The organism is Xenorhabdus hominickii, from assembly GCF_002632725.1.
GTDB classification, from domain to species: domain Bacteria; phylum Pseudomonadota; class Gammaproteobacteria; order Enterobacterales; family Enterobacteriaceae; genus Xenorhabdus; species Xenorhabdus hominickii.
This window is the reverse complement of sequence record NZ_NJAI01000001.1, coordinates 367,392-385,806: the sequence shown is the minus strand read 5'-3', so window position 1 is coordinate 385,806 and position 18,415 is coordinate 367,392. Positions and strand designations below refer to the sequence as shown.

Annotated in this window: 16 protein-coding genes and 1 pseudogene; 11 read left to right on the top strand and 6 right to left on the bottom strand. The window is 46.7% G+C overall.

Features of this window, described 5'->3' with window-relative positions:
* Nucleotides 1–220: 220 nt before the first annotated feature.
* Nucleotides 221–1,345 carry an AraC family transcriptional regulator gene (locus Xhom_RS01590; RefSeq protein ID WP_099139634.1) on the bottom strand — a complete coding sequence of 375 codons (1,125 nt, stop codon included), beginning with the start codon at nucleotides 1,343–1,345 and terminating at the stop codon, nucleotides 221–223.
* 439 nt (nucleotides 1,346–1,784) lie between these two features.
* On the opposite strand from Xhom_RS01590, the gene Xhom_RS01585 reads away from it, so the two are divergent.
* From Xhom_RS01585 to Xhom_RS01545, 10 genes are all read left to right on the top strand, one after another.
* The gene (locus tag Xhom_RS01585; protein WP_069317122.1) at nucleotides 1,785–3,941 is read left to right on the top strand and encodes a thiamine pyrophosphate-dependent enzyme; all 2,157 of its coding nucleotides are present in this window, start codon (nucleotides 1,785–1,787) and stop codon (nucleotides 3,939–3,941) included.
* Nucleotides 3,942–3,956: 15 nt separating this feature from the next.
* The gene (locus tag Xhom_RS01580; RefSeq protein WP_232326124.1) at nucleotides 3,957–5,549 is read left to right on the top strand and encodes an indolepyruvate oxidoreductase subunit beta family protein; all 1,593 of its coding nucleotides are present in this window, start codon (nucleotides 3,957–3,959) and stop codon (nucleotides 5,547–5,549) included.
* Between the two features lie 22 nt (nucleotides 5,550–5,571).
* Nucleotides 5,572–5,991 (top strand): acyl-CoA thioesterase, encoded by a 420-nt coding sequence (locus Xhom_RS01575; protein ID WP_069317121.1) that lies wholly within the window; start codon nucleotides 5,572–5,574, stop codon nucleotides 5,989–5,991.
* Between the two features lie 102 nt (nucleotides 5,992–6,093).
* Nucleotides 6,094–8,457, top strand: coding sequence for a bifunctional salicylyl-CoA 5-hydroxylase/oxidoreductase (locus Xhom_RS01570; protein WP_069317120.1), 2,364 nt, complete (start codon nucleotides 6,094–6,096; stop codon nucleotides 8,455–8,457).
* Nucleotides 8,458–8,523: 66 nt separating this feature from the next.
* A complete protein-coding gene (locus Xhom_RS36265) occupies nucleotides 8,524–8,706 on the top strand; it encodes a hypothetical protein (RefSeq protein WP_232326123.1) in 183 nt (60 codons plus the stop codon).
* A gap of 24 nt (nucleotides 8,707–8,730) precedes the next feature.
* Nucleotides 8,731–9,651, top strand: coding sequence for a cupin domain-containing protein (locus Xhom_RS01565; RefSeq protein WP_232326122.1), 921 nt, complete (start codon nucleotides 8,731–8,733; stop codon nucleotides 9,649–9,651).
* 2 nt (nucleotides 9,652–9,653) lie between these two features.
* Entirely contained in the window at nucleotides 9,654–10,565 is a 912-nt protein-coding gene (locus tag Xhom_RS01560) for a fumarylacetoacetate hydrolase family protein (protein ID WP_069317119.1), read from the top strand.
* Between the two features lie 30 nt (nucleotides 10,566–10,595).
* Nucleotides 10,596–11,627, top strand: a complete 1,032-nt coding sequence (locus tag Xhom_RS01555; RefSeq protein ID WP_069317118.1) for a carbon-nitrogen hydrolase family protein — start codon at nucleotides 10,596–10,598, stop codon at nucleotides 11,625–11,627.
* Nucleotides 11,624–12,379, top strand: a complete 756-nt coding sequence (locus Xhom_RS01550; protein WP_069317117.1) for a maleate cis-trans isomerase family protein — start codon at nucleotides 11,624–11,626, stop codon at nucleotides 12,377–12,379. Before Xhom_RS01555 ends, Xhom_RS01550 begins: the two co-directional genes overlap by 4 nt.
* Nucleotides 12,380–12,462: 83 nt before the next feature.
* A complete protein-coding gene (locus tag Xhom_RS01545; RefSeq protein WP_069317116.1) occupies nucleotides 12,463–12,933 on the top strand; it encodes a MarR family winged helix-turn-helix transcriptional regulator in 471 nt (156 codons plus the stop codon).
* Between the two features lie 152 nt (nucleotides 12,934–13,085).
* Here Xhom_RS01545 and Xhom_RS01540 read toward each other — a convergent pair whose 3' ends face one another.
* Both Xhom_RS01540 and ampC read right to left on the bottom strand, forming a co-directional pair.
* Entirely contained in the window at nucleotides 13,086–13,679 is a 594-nt protein-coding gene (locus tag Xhom_RS01540) for a type 1 glutamine amidotransferase family protein (RefSeq protein ID WP_069317115.1), read from the bottom strand.
* A 90-nt stretch (nucleotides 13,680–13,769) separates the two neighbouring features.
* Nucleotides 13,770–14,927, bottom strand: coding sequence for a CMY2/MIR/ACT/EC family class C beta-lactamase (ampC, locus tag Xhom_RS01535; protein WP_069317114.1), 1,158 nt, complete (start codon nucleotides 14,925–14,927; stop codon nucleotides 13,770–13,772).
* A gap of 28 nt (nucleotides 14,928–14,955) precedes the next feature.
* Between ampC and Xhom_RS01530 the strand changes: the two are divergent.
* Nucleotides 14,956–15,101, top strand: a pseudogene (locus Xhom_RS01530) (IS1 family transposase); the annotation flags it as partial.
* Here the strand turns inward: Xhom_RS01530 and Xhom_RS01525 are convergent.
* The 3 genes from Xhom_RS01525 to Xhom_RS01515 are packed head-to-tail and all read right to left on the bottom strand — an operon-like array spanning nucleotide 15,077 to nucleotide 18,341.
* Nucleotides 15,077–16,216 carry a DUF4056 domain-containing protein gene (locus Xhom_RS01525; protein WP_069318494.1) on the bottom strand — a complete coding sequence of 380 codons (1,140 nt, stop codon included), beginning with the start codon at nucleotides 16,214–16,216 and terminating at the stop codon, nucleotides 15,077–15,079. The pseudogene Xhom_RS01530 and the gene Xhom_RS01525 overlap by 25 nt on opposite strands.
* Nucleotides 16,216–17,367, bottom strand: coding sequence for a BamA/TamA family outer membrane protein (locus tag Xhom_RS01520; RefSeq protein WP_069317113.1), 1,152 nt, complete (start codon nucleotides 17,365–17,367; stop codon nucleotides 16,216–16,218). The genes Xhom_RS01525 and Xhom_RS01520 overlap by 1 nt, the downstream gene beginning before the upstream one ends.
* Nucleotides 17,367–18,341 carry a hypothetical protein gene (locus Xhom_RS01515; RefSeq protein WP_069317112.1) on the bottom strand — a complete coding sequence of 325 codons (975 nt, stop codon included), beginning with the start codon at nucleotides 18,339–18,341 and terminating at the stop codon, nucleotides 17,367–17,369. The genes Xhom_RS01520 and Xhom_RS01515 overlap by 1 nt, the downstream gene beginning before the upstream one ends.
* Nucleotides 18,342–18,415 lie beyond the last annotated feature (74 nt).

The window sequence follows — 18,415 nt, the reverse complement described above, 5'->3', positions numbered from 1 at the left end:
GGCAATCAGTAACTGCCCTGTCTTAAATGGAAATTATTTTTCCAAGCAGGATTGTAGAGGGAATTCACCCGAAAAAACAGCGCATTCATTAGTGAGATGGCCTGTTTATTTGGCTTAAAGTGTTATTTTGGTTGGCTGTAATTTCAATGGCAACTATTCAATGGCAACTATTCAATCACAACGCTTCAATGACAGCTCTCAATGAAAGGAATATTCAAATTCATCCACGTCTTAAACTTTCACTCGGTGTTTCACCATAGCGGGCCTTGTATTCTGCGCTAAAGCGTCCCATGTGGGCAAACCCCCAACGCAGGGCGACTCCCGTAACGCTGCTGGCTTCTCCTGCCAGCAATTCTGTGCGGACGTGTTCCATACGCAGGTCGCGTAAATACTGCATTGGGCTGATATTCAAAAAATCCCTGAAACCAGAGTAGAGGCTACGCAGGCTGACTCCTGCCACTTGGGCGAGCTGCTCTACCGTAATTGATTCGTGGGCATGGGCTTGTAAATATTCCTGCACTTTCCGTACATGTCGTGGACGAATAGCTCCCCGGCGGTTGGTAGGGGAGTCAGTGTAATTATGCCGATGGACAGACAGCAACGTCACCGAAAGTAATTGTTCCATCTGGTTGGTAATCAGTTTGTATTGCAAAATATTGGGCACTTGGATAGTGCATTCCAGCAGGTAAAGCATCAAGCAGCGCCATGCTTGACAATGCTGCCATTCAAAACCCAACTCAAATACCAGCGGTTGATCCAGCGGATGGCCTAGCTGACCGACAAGGGTTCTTTCCAGCAGAGAGCGGGAGATCCTAACCATAAATTGGTCATTATCGGCATTCCAACGCATGGATGTGTTTTGTTCAGGGCTGAGAACGGATGCCATATGTGGGGTAGAATCGAGATGCTGACAGCCACTTTCAATGCAGGCACAGCCCGATAGCGGCATCTGAACGAGAAAAAAGGCGTCCAATGCTCCCGGATTAATTTTAACGTTAGCACTGTAACGCAGCCGGCTCATGGAAAAATCACCCAGCGGAATATAGTGCATCTTGGCATTAATTTTCCGGCTGCTACCCAGTATATTTAATTGGTGGGGCTGCATTACCCGCCCGACCATAGATTTCACTTCATCAAGATCGTTGGATGAAAAAAGTAAATGGTCTGGAGAATTGAGGTGAGACTCAATCTTTGATACCACATATTTGGGATCTGAACATTTTGCATCTGAATATCTTGATTCCGGATTTTTTATGCCAGAACAATTTTTTTTACTGGAATAGTTTTCCTCACCGGAATCGTTTCTTGGATCAGAATAATAGTGAAATCGTGAATTGCTCGTCATTCAGATAACTCCGGCCAATAACAGAATTGTTATGATTGTGTGAGAGATCCCCCGCTAATATGATGATGAATTTTTAAAGGGACAGTTTTATTAAAGGAACAATTTATTAAAGAAACAACGTTTCAAGTTCCGGTTTATTCCGTTTTCTACTTACAGTATCCACATTTTGTTTAAATGAAATATATATGATTGTGAATATATTCATGAGATGCGTTATTAATTATTCAGATGATAATTAATCTCAAGTATTCTCATTTCCTGCCTGTTTTTACTGATAATTTATCCTCTCGCTGCACGCTCTATCCAAACACTGCATACATGACAAATCATGCATTGACCGTTAATGCATACCCACATTACAACATTACAAAGAGCAAAGAGATGGATAAATCGCTGAGTAAAGAGTTGGAACGTCTGAGGCAGAAAATATGAGGTAAGCATGGCTGAGCGATCATTTGTTGAGGAAGTGAAAAAATTACGTCTGGGTCAGGACGAAATTTTCAGCGGTGAAGGCATACTGGCCGTGACAAAAGCACTGTTGGAATCTGGCGTAGCGTATATAGCTGGTTATCAGGGCGCCCCCATTTCCCATCTGATGGATGTACTGGCAGATGCGCAAAATATTCTGTCCGAGTATGGTATTCGTTTTGAAAACAGTGCCAGTGAAGCCACTGCTGCGGCAACCCTCGCTGCCTCGGTTAATTATCCATTGCGTGGAGCCGTCACATTTAAGGCTACCGTTGGCACGAACGTTGCCTCGGATGCGTTAGCAAATCTGGCGTCCGGTGGAGTTCTTGGTGGGGCACTGATTATTGTGGGTGAAGACTATGGTGAAGGCTCTTCTATCATGCAGGAACGCAGTCATGCTTTCGCCATGAAATCCCAAATCTGGTTGCTTGATCCACGTCCTAATCTGCCTTCGATCGTGCAAGCGGTGAAAATGGGGTTTGAACTGTCGGAAGCCAGTAATACGCCGGTTATGTTGCAGATGCGCATTCGTGCCTGTCATGTACATGGTCGGTTTGTTTGTGCGGAAAATCGCGTACCTGAATTCATGATCAAAGATGCGTTGGAGCATCCGACACGCGATCTCAGCCGTATTGTTCTGCCTCCAGCCAGTTTTTTGCATGAAAAAGAGAAAGTTCAGGATCGCTGGCCTGCTGCCGTGCATTTTATTCAACAGCACGAGTTGAATGAGTTTTTTGCCAAAGATGCGGATGACATTGGCATTGCCCTGCAAGGTGGCTGCTATAACACCGTGATCCGTGCTTTGAATTTACTTGGGAAGGCGGATGTTTTCGGCCAGAGCGAGATCCCGCTGTATGTGATGAATGTTGCCTATCCACTGATTGATAAAGAATTTGATCGCTTTTGTCACGGTAAGCAGGCGATTTTAGTGCTGGAGGAAGGACAGCCGAATTTTGTAGAACAAAATATTGCTAATATTTTACGTCAGTGTGGCATTTCCACTCGATTACACGGTAAAGATTTGTTGCCGATGGCAGGGGAGTACAACACTGCGACGGTACTGGCGGGACTCCGTGCTTTCCTCGAACGTTACGGCAAAATTGCGATTGAGAGTGCGGTGGCCGCCTGTCAGGTACGTATTCCTGCTATCACCTTACCGCAAAATCCTCTGGAAGATAACATCCATGCCCGTCCACCCGGATTCTGTACTGGTTGTCCGGAACGCCCTATTTTTACAGCAATGAAGCTGATCGAGCGTGAATTAGGCGCACATCATATCAGTGCCGACATTGGCTGCCACCTGTTTGCCATTCTGCCCCCTTTTAATCTGGGCAATACCACGATGGGTTATGGCTTGGGCGCAGCGAGTGCAGCAGCGCTGAATACGTCAGCAACGAATAAGCGGGCGGTTTCAGTGATGGGCGATGGTGGATTTTGGCACAACGGCCTGACGAGTGGCATCGCGAATGGTGTTTTTAACCGTAGCGACAATTTGACCATTATCGTGGACAACAGTTACACCTCTGCCACGGGAGGGCAGGATATTCCATCTTCAATGGCATCTAATCCGAGCCGTAGTACAGGCCATGAAATTGAAAAAGCGGTCAACGGCGTTGGCGTGAAATGGATACGCACGATCAAGCGTACTTACGATCTTAAGACCATGATCCATACCTTGCGTGAGGCACTGACAACAGGCGAAAAAGGGCCGAAAGTCGTGATTGCGCAGAGTGAATGCATGCTGAATAAACAGCGTCGTGAGAAAAAAAAGATCAGGGAATCTATGGTGGCGGGACAGCGGATCGTCCGTGAACGTTTCGGGGTCGATCATGATACCTGTACGGGAGATCACTCCTGTATCCGCTTGTCGGGCTGTCCTTCCTTATCGATTAAACCAAATCCTGATCCGCTACGCACTGATCCGGTGGTGACAGTATTGAATAGCTGTGTAGGGTGTGGGTTGTGTGGAGAAGTTTCTCATGCAGCAGTGCTGTGCCCCTCATTTTTCAAGGCGCGGATCATTATTAATCCGACGTGTTGGGAGCGGCTGAGCCATCGCATCAGCAAAAAGATCATCAGTTATTTGCAACGTCGTGATGCCAAACGTCGAGGTCAATATGACTTTTAAGGAAGGATCATCTTCATGACATCATTCATGGGATCACCCATCAAAGCAAAAACGGCTCAGCCCATTAAAATTGCGATCTTGGCGATGGGAGGGGAAGGCGGTGGTGTACTGGCGGATTGGATCGTCAGTCTGGGTGAAGAGCATGGCTACTTTGCTCAAACAACATCAGTGCCTGGTGTCGCACAGCGGACAGGGGCAACTATCTATTATGTTGAACTGTTCCCCGGTGCAGATGATCCCGACGTTTCGGTGCCCGTGTTGGCACTGATGCCAACTGCCGGTGATGTGGATATCGTGCTGGCCTCTGAATTGATGGAAGCCGGACGCGCTGTCCAACGAGGTTTTGTGACACCCGATCGCACAACATTGATTGCTTCGACTCACCGGATATTCTCGATCACGGAAAAATCGGCGATGGGAGATGGACGTGTGGATAGTTGTGTGTTGATCCGGCAATCCCGACAGGCTGCTTTGCGTTTTGTCCATTTTGATATGGCCGTGATGGCAGAGAAGAGCGGCAGTGTGATCAGTGCAGTATTGTTCGGCGCACTCTGTGGTACGGGAGTTTTGCCATTTAGCCGTTTTCAGTTTGAAGAGACGATCATCAAAGGAGGGGTAGGGATCAAACTAAGTCTGAAAGCGTTTGGTTTGGGGATAGATCGGGTGCTATCGGGGACAGCAGAAAGTGCGTTTTCAAGATTAACTGATACTGCGGCCAATATGACAACTAATACCGCAAAAGCGATACCAACAGCACATATCGTCCCAACTACGAAGAAAATACGCTCTTCAAGTCACGGCAAAGTTAATGCCCTCTTACGGCGTATTCAGAAACAAATGCCATCCTGCATTCATAACGTTGCTATCGAAGGCATCAGGCGGCTGATTGATTATCAAGATCCGGATTATGCCAGCTTGTATCTTGATCGGTTGCAGAACTTGATAGATCAGACAGAAAGCCGTGATGAGAAGTTATTGCGTGAAACTGCGCGTCATCTGGCGTTGTGGATGGCTTATGAAGACACCATCCGGGTGGCCGATCTGAAGATCCGCGCCAGCCGGTTCGAGCGTGTTCGCAAAGAAGTACGGGGAGAACGGGATCACATTGTGGAGATCAATGAATTCCTGCATCCCAGAATAGAAGAAGTGTGCGATACCTTACCCAGCCAGATTGGACGCTGGTTATCTCGTCCGCATCTTGCCAACCGTATGCTGGCAAAGTTACTCAGTCATGGACGTGTGATTACTACCAGCTCAATTCGGGGATATCTGCTGCTTTACCTGTTGGCAAGCTGGCGGCGGATGCGTCGCCGTACGCTGCGTTTTCAGTGTGAAACGGAACGGATTGAAGGCTGGTTACAACGGCTGGTGGCGGCAGCAAAACGCGATCCGGCATTGGCGCTGGAAATTGCCCAATGCCAGAGATTAATCAAGGGATATGGAGATACACACATCCGTGGATTACGCAATTTCCAAACCTTGATGAACATCGTTGATCGTCATTTGAATCACTTGTCTCCTGCCAGTTTGAAGCAATTGCGTGAAGCGGCACTGGCGGATGAATACGGTAATCAATTACGCGAATGCCAACGTCATCTTTCCTTATAAAAACGGTATTGAGGAGCCTGCTATGAGCCTGCTTAGATTTACACAACCTCATAAAATTAGATTTTCTGAGTGTGATCCTGCGGGGATTGTCTTTTATCCCCAGTATTTCGTGATGTTCAACAATCTACTGGAAGTCTGGTTCGATAAGTTAACTCCGATGGGTTATTCCAACTACATCATTAAACATCGCTTTGGTTTGCCAACTGTTCATTTGGAAGCTGAATTTAAGGCGATTAGCAGAATGGGGGATGAGGTTTTTCTGGAATTGAAGGTCGAGCGAATTGGCAGAAAATCACTGACCTTGCTCCATCGTTGTATCGGCCAGAAAGGGGAACTAAGGATGAGTGTGATCCAGACTTATGTCACGACATCACTGGATACCCATCAAGCGATCCCGATACCTGATGAGTTTTATTATGCGTTAACCGAACATATGCCTTAACTCAAACACCTTACGCACCTTAACTCAAACTTCCCTAATCAGCACAGCCAGGAATGGAGTGATAGGTTTCGCGTGTAGGTATCGTGTGACAGGAGAAAAAGCATGAATATAGTCTGTATTGGTGGAGGGCCGGCTGGATTGTATTTCGGTCTGCTGATGAAGTTGCAAGATCCTGATAATAGTGTCGTGGTAATCGAACGTAATCGTCCGTATGACACGTTTGGTTGGGGAGTCGTATTTTCTGATGAGACGCTGGAAAACCTGAATATGGCCGATCCGGTGTCAGCCGGAACGATTGCCGGAGAATTCAGCCATTGGGATGATATTAATATCCACTTCAAGGGAACGGTAAATCGCAGCGGAGGTCACGGATTTATCGGTATTGGCCGCAAAAAATTACTGAATATTCTGCAAGATCGCTGTCAGGAAGTAGGGGTTGAGCTGGTGTTCGAAACCCAAATTAATGATGAACAGGCGATTGCCCGCAAATACCAAGCTGATTTACTGATTGCTTCCGATGGCATCAATAGCCAGATCCGCACCCGTTATGCTGACGTGTTTGAACCCGATATCGATCAGCGCCATTGCCGTTTTGTCTGGTTGGGAACCCATAAAGTTTTTGATGCTTTTACCTTTTTATTTGCAGAAACAGAACATGGCTGGTTTCAGGTTCATGCTTACCAGTTTCAGCAAGGGTTATCAACTTTTATTGTCGAAACCACGGAAGAGACGTGGTTGGCCGCGGGCATTGATAAAATGTCACAGGAAGAGGGCATTGCATACTGTGAAAAACTTTTCGCACTGTGGTTGGATGGACACGCATTGATTTCGAATACGACCCATTTGCGTGGAGCTGCCATCTGGATCCGCTTTCCCCGGATCATTTGCTCAAATTGGGTGCATTGGATCAATCCAGAAGGTGACAGGAAAATTGGCGATAGTAAATTTAGCGATAGTAATCTTGGTAATAGAAAAAAGCGTGTCCCGATCGTGTTAATGGGCGATGCTGCCCACACCGCTCATTTTTCTATTGGTTCCGGTACAAAATTGGCATTGGAAGATGCGATTGAATTGACTCATTGCCTGAAAGTCTATCAGGGGAATGTATCAGCGGGCCTATCCCATTATCAGGACATACGTAGCGTGGAAGTGCTGAAAATCCAGAATGCTGCGCGCAATTCAACGGAATGGTTTGAAAATGTGGTTCGCTACGAAAACTTCCCACCGGAACAATTTGCTTATTCTTTGCTGACACGTTCACAGCGTATTTCCCATGAAAATCTGCGATTGAGAGACAAAGCATGGTTGGAGAATTATGAACGCCGGTTCATCCGGCAGCCTGAACACGTATTCCCTCTAATCCCGCCGTTGCTCACACCTTATAAAATAAGGGGCGTGATCCTGAAAAATCGCGTTGTGGTGTCTCCTACACTGCTGTATAGCGCAGTCGATGGCATTCCGGGGCAATTTCATCAGATTCATCTTGGAAGCCGGGCATTAGGGGGAGCCAGTCTGGTGATCGCGGAAATGACGGCCATTTCGCCACAAGCACGCGTGACTCCCGCTTGCACGGGATTGTGGAATGATCAACAAGTGCAGGCTTGGAAGAGGATCACCGATTTTGTCCATCAGCACACTGACGCCCTGATTGGTGTTCAGTTGGGGCATGCAGGACGACGGGGATCGACACAAGTGGGATGGGAACAAGCTGACCATCCTTTGCCTGAGGGAAACTGGCCTTTGGTTTCAGCATCGACTTTGCCCTACCTGTCTGAGGTGTCCCAAGTACCAGCAGCCATCACCAAAGCAGAGATGAATAAAGTCATTGAACAGTTTGTCGCAGCGACGCACCGTGCCGTTGAAGCGGGTTTTGACTGGCTGGAGATTCAGGCCGCCCACGGGTATCTGTTATCCAGCTTTATTTCACCACTGACGAACCAACGTGATGACGAATATGGCGGCTCGTTGGAAAACCGGATTCGCTTCCCGTTAGCGGTTTTTAAAGCGGTACGTGATGTCTGGCCGGCTGATTTACCGATATCTGTGCGGATTTCTGCCACGGATTGGGTTGAGGGAGGAACGACAGTTGATGAGGCAGTCGCCGTTGCCCGTTACTTCCGTGAAGTCGGTGTGGATATAGTGGACTGCTCCACAGGTGAAGTTTCCGTGGAACAACACCCTGTTTACGGACGTATGTACCAAACCCCGATGGCTGATCGTATTCGTAATGAGGGCAAAATCCCTGTGATTGCCGTCGGCTCGATTACGGATGCGGATCAAATCAACGGCATTATTGCGTCTGGCCGTGCTGATCTCTGTGCCTTATCACGTCCCTTCTTATCTGATGCAGCTTGGTTGCTGCATGAATGTGCCAAATATGGCTGGACAAATATTAATTGGCCAAAGCCTTACCTTTACGGCAAAGAGCAGCTAGAACACCAACTGATTCAAAAAACGGCCCGATAGATTTCCAGTTGCAGCTACTTCTAACGTTATCAGTAAATTCCGACTTTATCCGTATAGGAGCTACCGATGTCTCAACAAGAAAATGATCAATATAGAGAAAATATTGCTGGCCGGGCTAATGTGCCTGATTCTCCAGAATTGTTGGCATATTACAAGGAACTGGAAAAGTACAAGACAGGCGCACTCTGGACCATCGCCAATAAAATTGAGCCTTGGCAACCAAAATCAGCCTCAGTACCGGTTATTTAGCGTTATCAAGATCTGCGTGAACAGGTGCTTAAGTCCGCTGATTTGGTCACACCGGAACAAGCTGGACGCCGTGTGGTTTATCTGAACAATTCTGGAGAGCGGGGGTTGTCTACCGCAGTGGGCTTACTTTATTCAGGCCTTCAGACAATGCGACCGGGGGAAGCTGCAACGGCTCATTCCCATTCTTCTTCTGCCCTGCGTTTTATCATGGAAGGACGTGGCGCTTACACCATCGTCGATGGACAAAAGATGCTGTTGGGGGCGAATGATTTCGTCCTGACGCCCAATGGTACATGGCATGAACACGGCGTTGAACCTGATGGTCTGCCATGTATTTGGCAGGATGGTCTGGATATGCCACTGGTCAATGTACTGGAGGCGGGGTTTTATAAAGTACATCCTGATTTGCGCCAAGCCGTGACTGAACCCGTGGATTCCTCTGTTGCACTTTGGAGCGCACCCGCCTTGCGGCCCCACAATATTGGCTGGAATAAACCTTATTCACCCTTGTTCAAATATCAATGGGAACCAACTTATGAAGCCTTGCAACGCCTTGCACGTACCTCAGAAGGATCGCCTTTCGATGACATTCTGATGCACTACACCAATCCGCTGACAGGCGGCCACGTGATGCCGACTCTCGGTGCCAGTATGCAATTATTACGCCCCGGGTTTGTTGGCAAAGCACACCGGCATACCGGTAGTTTCATTTATCAGGTGGCGAAAGGGCAGGGTTACTCCGTGATTGATGGTCAGCGGTTTGACTGGCAGGAACGGGATATCTTCTGTGTTCCTTCATGGGTATTCCATGAACATGTGAATACTTCACAAACAGACGATGCTTGCCTATTCTGCTTTAACGATCTGCCCGTGATGCAGGCATTGCAATTGTATTACGAAGAAGCCCTGAGTGATAACGATGGGCATCAACGAGTGGGAGAATAGAGATGCGTTTAATCACTTACCGTACAGAAGTGACATCAGCCGCACGATTGGGGGCGATTGTGCATAACAATGTGGTGGATTTAGCCAAACTGGCAAGCCATGTTGGTAAAGTATTACCGGATAATATGCTGGATTTTATTGATCTCGGGCCACTGGCAGTGGACAGTACCACCGCGCTTTTGGGGTCGTTCAATGGATTATGGCCGCTAGGCGTTGCACTACCATTGCAGAATGTAAAAATTTTGGCGCCCATTCCCCGCCCACGGAAAAACATCTTTGGGATTGGCCTGAACTATGTTGAACATGTGGCGGAATCCAGTTTATCTCTGGATACAGCAAAAGAGCTGCCAAAAGAACCCGTCATTTTCTCGAAACCCCCGACCACAGTGATTGGCCCTGATGAGGCCATTGAACATAACAGTGAAATCACTCAGCAATTGGATTGGGAAGTGGAACTGGCGGTAATTATGGGGACACGCGCCAAAGGCGTATCAGAAGCGAACGCACTGGAATATGTTTTCGGTTATAGTTTGCTGATCGACATGAGCGCCCGTGACTGTCGCCGTGCGGGGCAATGGATCTACTCCAAAGGGCAGGATACCTATGCTCCTTTCGGCCCTTGTATTGTCACTGCTGATGAAATTCCCGATCCTCAGAACCTTGCATTAAATCTGAAAGTTAACGGAGTCACCAAACAAGATTCTAACACTCGTCACATGTTGTTTAAGGTCAATACCCTGATTGCCGATATCAGCAAGGGCATCGCACTGGAGCCGGGGGATATCATTGCCACAGGAACACCGGAAGGCGTTGGAGCAGGACGCGATCCACAAGAATGGTTGTGGCCGGGGGATATTATTGAAGCGAATCTTGAAAAGATTGGTGAACTGCGTCATCCCGTCATTGCCGTGTAAAGAAACTGTGTAGAGAAAAAGGAACCTGATATGCTGAATCTTCCTAAGTTCAAGGCGGCTGCGGTACAGGCTGCTCCAATCTTTCTGGACACGGATGCAACGGTTGATCTCGTTTGCCGCCTGATCCGAGAAGCGGCAGATAATGGTGCCGGTTTGGTGGCTTTTCCTGAAGTGTTTGTTTCCGGTTACCCTTATTGGAACTGGGTGATGACACCTGTGCAGGGAAGCCCGTGGTTTGAAAAACTGTGCAAATCAGCCATTGAAGTACCGGGGCCTGAGATCCAAAAAATCGCGCAAGCCGCAGCGCGTCATCACATCAACGTCGTGATCGGGGTTAATGAGCGCAATCCCAACGGTATCGCGACGCTCTATAACACGCTGGTTACCATTTCCGATGATGGGCGCATTCTGGGGCGCCATCGCAAACTGGTGCCGACATGGGCGGAAAAGCTGACGTGGGCGAATGGAGATGCTTCTTCCTTAACAGTACATGAAACCAGCATAGGCCCATTGGGGGCTCTGGCCTGCGGCGAGAACACCAATACGCTGGCGCGTTTTGCTTTATTGTCTCAGGGAGAGCTGGTGCATGTTGCCAGTTATATTTCCCTGCCTGTCGCACCACCGGATTATGACATGGCTGAGGCAATCCGTTTACGGGCAGCGGCTCATTGCTTTGAGGGTAAAGTTTTTACCATCGTTGCCTGCTCCACGATCTCACGGGAAATCGTGCAAGCCATGACAGCCACGCATCCAGAAGCCGAAGAGCTGCTGGCGCGTCCCAATAGCGCATTTACGGGAATTATTGGGCCAGATGGCCGTGTGATTGGCAGCCCCCTGATTGATGAAGAAGGGATCGTCTATGCAGATATTGATTTGAACCGTTGCATTCAGCCCCGACAGATGCACGATATTACGGGACACTACAACCGCTTTGATATTTTCGATCTGCAAGTCAACCGTCAACCGATGAATGCGATCCGCTTTCGAGATCTACCATTGAATCGTGACTATCTGGGCGAGAGTGTTGAACGTGCAGATCCCACGCAGGAGGATCGCCCATGAATCAGCCACGTTATTTTCGGATAGGGCAGATAGTGCCTTCTTCAAACACGACGATGGAAACGGAGATCCCTACGATTCTGCGCGCCCGTGAAGCGATCGCCCCTGAGCGTTTTACCTTTCATTCCAGCCGCATGAGAATGAAAACGGTCACGAAAGAAGAACTGGCGGCGATGGATGCAGAGAGTGATCGTTGTGCGCTTGAACTATCGGATGCGTCGGTAGATGTGTTGGGATATGCCTGTTTAGTGGCAATTATGAGCATGGGCAAGGGATATCACCGAATTTCTGAAAAACGCCTCCATCTGTGGACAATGGAGAATGGTTATCCGGCGCCGGTTGTTACTAGTGCAGGAGCCTTGGTGGATGGGCTTCATGCTTTGGGAGCAAAACGCATCTCAATATTGACGCCTTATATGGAGCCATTAACTCAATTAGTGATTGATTATATTGAAAATGAGGGAATTGAAGTCATTGATAGCATCTCGCTGGCGATCCCTGACAACCTTGATGTCGGGCGACAAGATCCCCTTGCCCCAGTAGAGATCACCAAGCGCCTGAACAGCAATGTGGATGTGATAGTCGCTTCTGCCTGTGTACAAATGCCTTCTTTAGCGTCAGTTCCCCTGATCGAAGATCGTGTGGGATTACCCGTTATTTCATCTTCTGTGGCGACAACATACATGATATTGAAACAACTTGGGCTGAATACATATGTTCCGAGATTTGGCTCACTTTTATCAGGAAAATATTAATGAAATGATTGTCGTGAGCGTGTTTTTCATGAATGAAACTTTTAGAATCAAAACTTCCTGAGACAAAAAGGATTGTTCAGCTTATGCCAGATTCAAAAGTGTTTGTTGACAATTACTTGCCTGCCTTACTCGGGCAGGCATGGATGTTAGTTTCTTCTGAATTTCATGATATTGTTGAAGCTCGGGGGCTGTCTGTATTGGAGTGGCGGGTGTTATCGACATTGGCGGGAAGTGGCCCGATCGGTATCAGCCTGCTGGCACAGAAAACCGTCAGTAAACAGCCGACCATCACCCGTGTTTTGCAACGTCTGGAAGTACAAGGGCATGTAGCGCGTTTTTCCAACGGTGATGTTGATCGCCGTATTACATTGGTCAGCCTGACAGAGATGGGGCAGCAAATGGTAGTAGGCTTGCTGACTGAGGCGGAATCCCATGAAAAAAGTGTTCTGGAGCCACTGGGCAATGGCAAAAGTCAGTTATTGAAAGAGGTTTTGCAAGAGCTGATTAAACAGCATACGCCAGTACGCAAGACCGTGGGGGGATTTAAAGAGTAGCTTTACCTGCTCTTTACCCTTCAAACTCCTTACCCTTCGAATTGCTAGCGAGCGACACGCATTCAGCCCCCCCAGTAACAGAGTTGCTCGCTATGCTTCTGGGGGGAACAGCTCTCTTGCCGTCATCCACTTTAAGCTTAAACAAAATAAGTTTAAACAAATGGGTCACCATATTTACAACAGTAATTGTAATAACCTATTTTCAATAATTCATGCTCTCTCTCTATTTTTTGTGTATTTTCAATACATAAAGCTTTCAGCACATGCTCAGAAAATTCAATTGATGCAGTTCCATTGGCGGTGATGAGATTTCTGTCAGTAACAACTTGCTCTGTTATGAAGTTTTCTGGGTTTTGGTATTCCCTGTATTCTTTCCACAACGATTGAGAATTTCCCGTATGCTTAAAATCGTTTAATAGACCATTTTTTGCTAAAAAATCGACAGCGCCACAGATGGCACCAACAGTTACACCTGCGTCGAGATAAGTAGAGATCAGATTTTTGAGCTGATCATTTTCTATGTTCCAAGAGTTGCCTCCGATTAGAACAAACAGGTCAATATGATGAGTGAGTGTTTCTAAAGAGTAGTTGATGACAGTTTCAAATCCACCGATTGATTTACATGTTCCTTGTTCTAAAGAAGCAGTTTCTACAGACCATTCTTCGTGGATATTGAGTCTGCTAGAGAGGTATGCACTTTCCCAATCCGCATAATCCTCTAACAAGAAAAAAATCGCTTTTTTCATTAATTACTCATTTTTTGTAGGGTATTAAATTAACGTATACACATGCTGAGTATTTTGTACAAGTCCGCAGCAAAGCCGCGGACTTTTTTCTTACTGTAGTGCTTGCAGAATAGTGTAGCTTGCTTTTATACGCGCTGGGTTGGGATAATTTTTGTTTGCTAGTATTACGATGCCCACCTGCTTTTCGGGAATAAAAGCGATATAGGCGCCAAAACCGTTAGTCGCGCCGGTTTTATGTACCCAAGAAGCGGACACGGCCGGAGCTGGTGGATCGATGGCAACCGAAGGATGTGGTGCCAGTGCGACCAGGTTATCACTACCATTGATCACAGCATCTGCATTGACTGGCCAGTTAAGCATTTCCCAGCCTAAGCCTTGATACATATCGCCAATGCGCCAGTAACGCGCCTGCGCCAACAGTATTCCCTGCTTCAGCGTATTATTCTCAACTTGCTGCGGTTTCATATTGGCCTGCAGCCAGGTAGCCATGTCCTCAATTGTGGATTTTATCCCGTAGGATTCTGCTTCCAGCATTCCTGGTGATACGCGCACTGGCTGGTTATCGCGGTAACCCCAGGCATACTCCTTTTCTTCTGATTTAGGTACATGAATCCAGGTATGTGTCAGTTGCAGTGGCTGGAATACGCGCTGTTTTATCGCCTGTTCGAAGCTTATACCTGACGGTTTGACTGCCAGTGCGCCAAACAGACCTATGCTGGCGTTGGCATATAGTCGCATTGTGCCTGGCTCCCACTGTGGTTGCCAATGTTGGTAAAAGTTAAGCAGTGACGCGTTGTCCGTGACTGTATCCGGAATCTGCAACGGCAGGCCGCCTGCGGTATAGGTCGCTAGGTGCAGCATGTTGATGTTTTTCCACTGGTTACCAGTCAGTGATGGCCAATATTTTTTTGCTGGATCGCTGAGCTTAATTTCGCCACGGGTGATTATATCGCCGCCCAGCACGCCAGTAAAAGTTTTGCTAACGGATCCAAGCTCAAACAGCGTCTGCTTTGTTACCGGTAAGTTGTTCGTTATATTCGCTTTACCGTAAGTGAAGTAATAAGTTTGCCCCTGATAAATGATGGCAACAGCCATGCCAGGGATGGCCTGTTCTTTAAGCAATGGTGTAATAGTACCATTGACGGCCTGATTGATTTGCTCTGCGGTCAGCGATTTCTGGGCCGCAAACGATGTCGTGGAAACAATGAGAGTAGCCATTGCCAGAGACCAGCCAAGATTTTTTTGCATTGTTGGTAATCATCCATAGAAATAAGTGCTAGAGAGGAACAATTTAATCTATCGTATCCGAATAAAAAACTGAATCGAAAAACGATTGGTTATTTCAAATCGGAGGAAATGCACGACAAAGTGATAGGGGTTTTCATTGAAAGTGAACGCTATTTAGCCAATAAAAGCTGCTGATTATCTTGGTATTGGGCATTTTCCGCCAGCATTTTAAAATCTTTCGCTGCCCAATATTGTTTTGGAACAGGTAGGTTTTGCATCTTATTCGTTGGCCATAACTGGAACTCAGCCAGTTTATCCAACGAATAATGTTGATAACGCTCAGGCAGAGACAGACGTAAAGAAAAACGCTCTTTACCCCAAGGTGTCAGGGGATAACGGTTATCTTGGGTTTCATAATTTCTGCGTAGGACTAAAAACTTCTGAGGAATACGTTGATAACTGTTCCACCATAATCCATCTACGCTATCAAACATTTCTTTTGTACGTGATCGAGAAGAAGCCTCTAACTCATGCAAAGCGATCGGTAAGATACTTGCCATTGCAGCGGAGAAGTGAGACACCGAAGAAGCATGGCCTTCCAAGATCAGCGTCATTGCCAGCCGTGCACCCAACAGATTCGAATAAAGATCTTCTGGGGAAAAAGCAGAAATGCCTTCTGGAAATCCCGGAACGGATTGATAACCATACCATTGTGCGATTTCATGCCAGACTGCTAGCTGAAACGCTAACTTAGCCGCCAAATAGGCGCTAAGAGTATAGCGTTCAGCGGGATCTTCCGGCGGCGTAAAAGCAAAAAAGTGAATTTTACGCGCAGCAAGTTCATGGCTCAGAGTCAATTCCCTCTCTTGGCCGAGACGAGCATATATTTGGCTGAACAAATAGAGCGTATAGTCTGCGGTATCTCTGACATGGGAGATATCAATAAATCCGCCCTTATTCGTATAGAGTAAACCCAATTTTTCATTGCTCACTCCCAACAATGCTGCGCTTGCACCCACTATACTGTCATTGTAGTGATGCTCACCCAGTTTCTCGGCCTCAACAATATTGTCGATACCGTAGAAGGGAATGGAAATACTCCCTAGTTGAGTCTTAAGGTTATAACCGAAAGCACAGCAAGCCCTTAAACCTTCAGGTGGCGCAATCGGAGGCAATGTGAGCCAAATTTCCTGTGACTGTTCGTGTGTATCACTGGTGAGAACAGGTTTTACGGAAGCAATGGATTCTGATTTACTCTGGCATGCGACTAACAAAGAGCAGAAGTACAGAGTAATTAATGCTCTTAAAATCAAAATGCCTCTCCTACCTGAAAATAGAACCCTGTACTGTCCTTACCAACACCAAAATCTAATCTGACATTCATACGTGGTTTAAATTCGAAACGATAGCCAACCCCAACGGAGGGGAGCCAATGTTTTTTTCCTAATTCAGAAGGGGAGTCACCTAATGTCCCCATACTTACCCAGCCGACGACACCATGGCGCCAATCAAGTTTTTGCCTTATTTCCAGTTGTGTCGTGAAGATATTGTTATCACGATAGCGGCCTTCATAATACCCACGCATTCGCTGACCATTGCCGAGTAGCGACAGTTGATTCCACGGCACATCACCTGCACTGAAACGGGCATAGTTATCAAAGGCCAGTACGGTTTTGTCTGATAACTGGTGATAGGTCGAAAACTGAAATTGGGTCGTATGGAAACGATGGTCTGCCCCTAATTCTGGGGAAAAATAGGTATAAACTATCTCAAACGTTTGTCCATGCTGGGCATTGGGTAAGAAATCCCGTGTGTCATAACTGAAGTAGGTACTTACACCGGAACTGACTACTGAACGGCCACCGACGGAATGGTCAAAATACCGTTTAGCCCCGATATCTGGGTTACTGGCGTTGAGAGATGAAAAATGCCAGCCTAGCCCCATATACGTCGCATCGGCAACGCGATAGAGGAGACGGGGACGAATATCAAATTCCTGTGAGTGATATTTCTCTTTATTACGGTTATTTTGACCGGCGTTATAGCCCTTGCCCCAATAATAAGTTGGGGTGTTATTCAATGTACCTGAAACGAACAATCGCCATTGATCGTTGGCAAGAAAATTATAATTGGTGAAATTCAGACCAAATGCGCCGGTAGATGAGCCAAAACCACTGAGTCCCAGTGAAGATGTTTGGCTGATATGATCTGAGCTGTCGGGGCGGTATAAACCCACAACGGCAACACCAACCCCCACACCCATTTCAGGGGTGTAGAAAGGCCCGGGCAATACGCCCCAGTCGATTTTCTTGTGGGCATCAAAATGATTGCTGCCGCCTAATTCGTTTAACCAACCATCAATTTTTTGCCGATCAGGTAAAATCTGCGCTTGTGCGGCTGAGGCAGTAAACATCAGGAGGCTGGATATCACCAGCCTTTTCAATGTTGCGAGGCCAGACATTAGAAGCGGAACTCTCCGGAAATAAAGAAACTGTTACGGTTTCCGAAACCGACTTCGGATAATACGTTAAAATTACGGGTAAGTTCGATACGAACGCCTGCGGTATTGTTCCATTTGTGGGCGAGATGTTGTTCGACGTCGAATTTCATATCTGGATCATCCATTGCTTTAACGAGAACACCGAAAACTCCAGGTAAATTTAGGTTATTAATGTTACCTTTGAAACGCTGAGTAATATCTTGATACATGGCACCAGCCCAAATTTGGATTTTGGTATTACCTTGCCCTGCAAATAATGGTTCAAAAATGAATTCATAGCCAATTCTAGGGGTCATAACATAAGCTGTTATATCACCGTCTAAAATATCCAGATTAGTACGCGTGTAGTTTGCATCTAGTGTTACAAAAAATTGGTTATAGCCACCAGCTAATGTTAAACCACCCCCCAAAGTTTTTCCTTGAAAGTCTAATTCAAAAGGTATGTTTTTAAATTTAAAAAAACCTAATTCTACATTTTCAATATTAGTTGCGGAGGTACCCTTTGTTTTTCCATACACTCCATAAACATTTAAAAATGGTAGTACCCATGTATCTAGTTTAAGCATATGTGACTCATTTCGTTCACGAGTCTTTCCTGCTTGTATTTTTAAGGCTTCAGCAGTAGATGGATTTTTAGGCATAATAAAACCGATTTTATCCACAACAACGTCTTGTCGCAGATTCATATAACCATAACTAACACCAAACGGCTCAGGCAGATCATAACCTTTCGCCCGAGCTTCATTACCCCAAATTGGTAGAATACGAGACTCAGATTTGGAAGAGCGGGATAAACTACCGTCATTATTTGTCTGAGGGACGCCTGATTCAGTCATGGTTAATGAGAAAAGTGGACGTTCACTATCTGCGTAGCTGTATGAGGTTGCCAGACATAGCGTCACGGCTAACAATTTATTGGTGTTAGTTAATTTCATAAGTAAATTAGGTTCCTATTTTTGATTGTAAAATCAACTGTAAGGGACGGAAGGCCGCGTAGATTACCATAGGT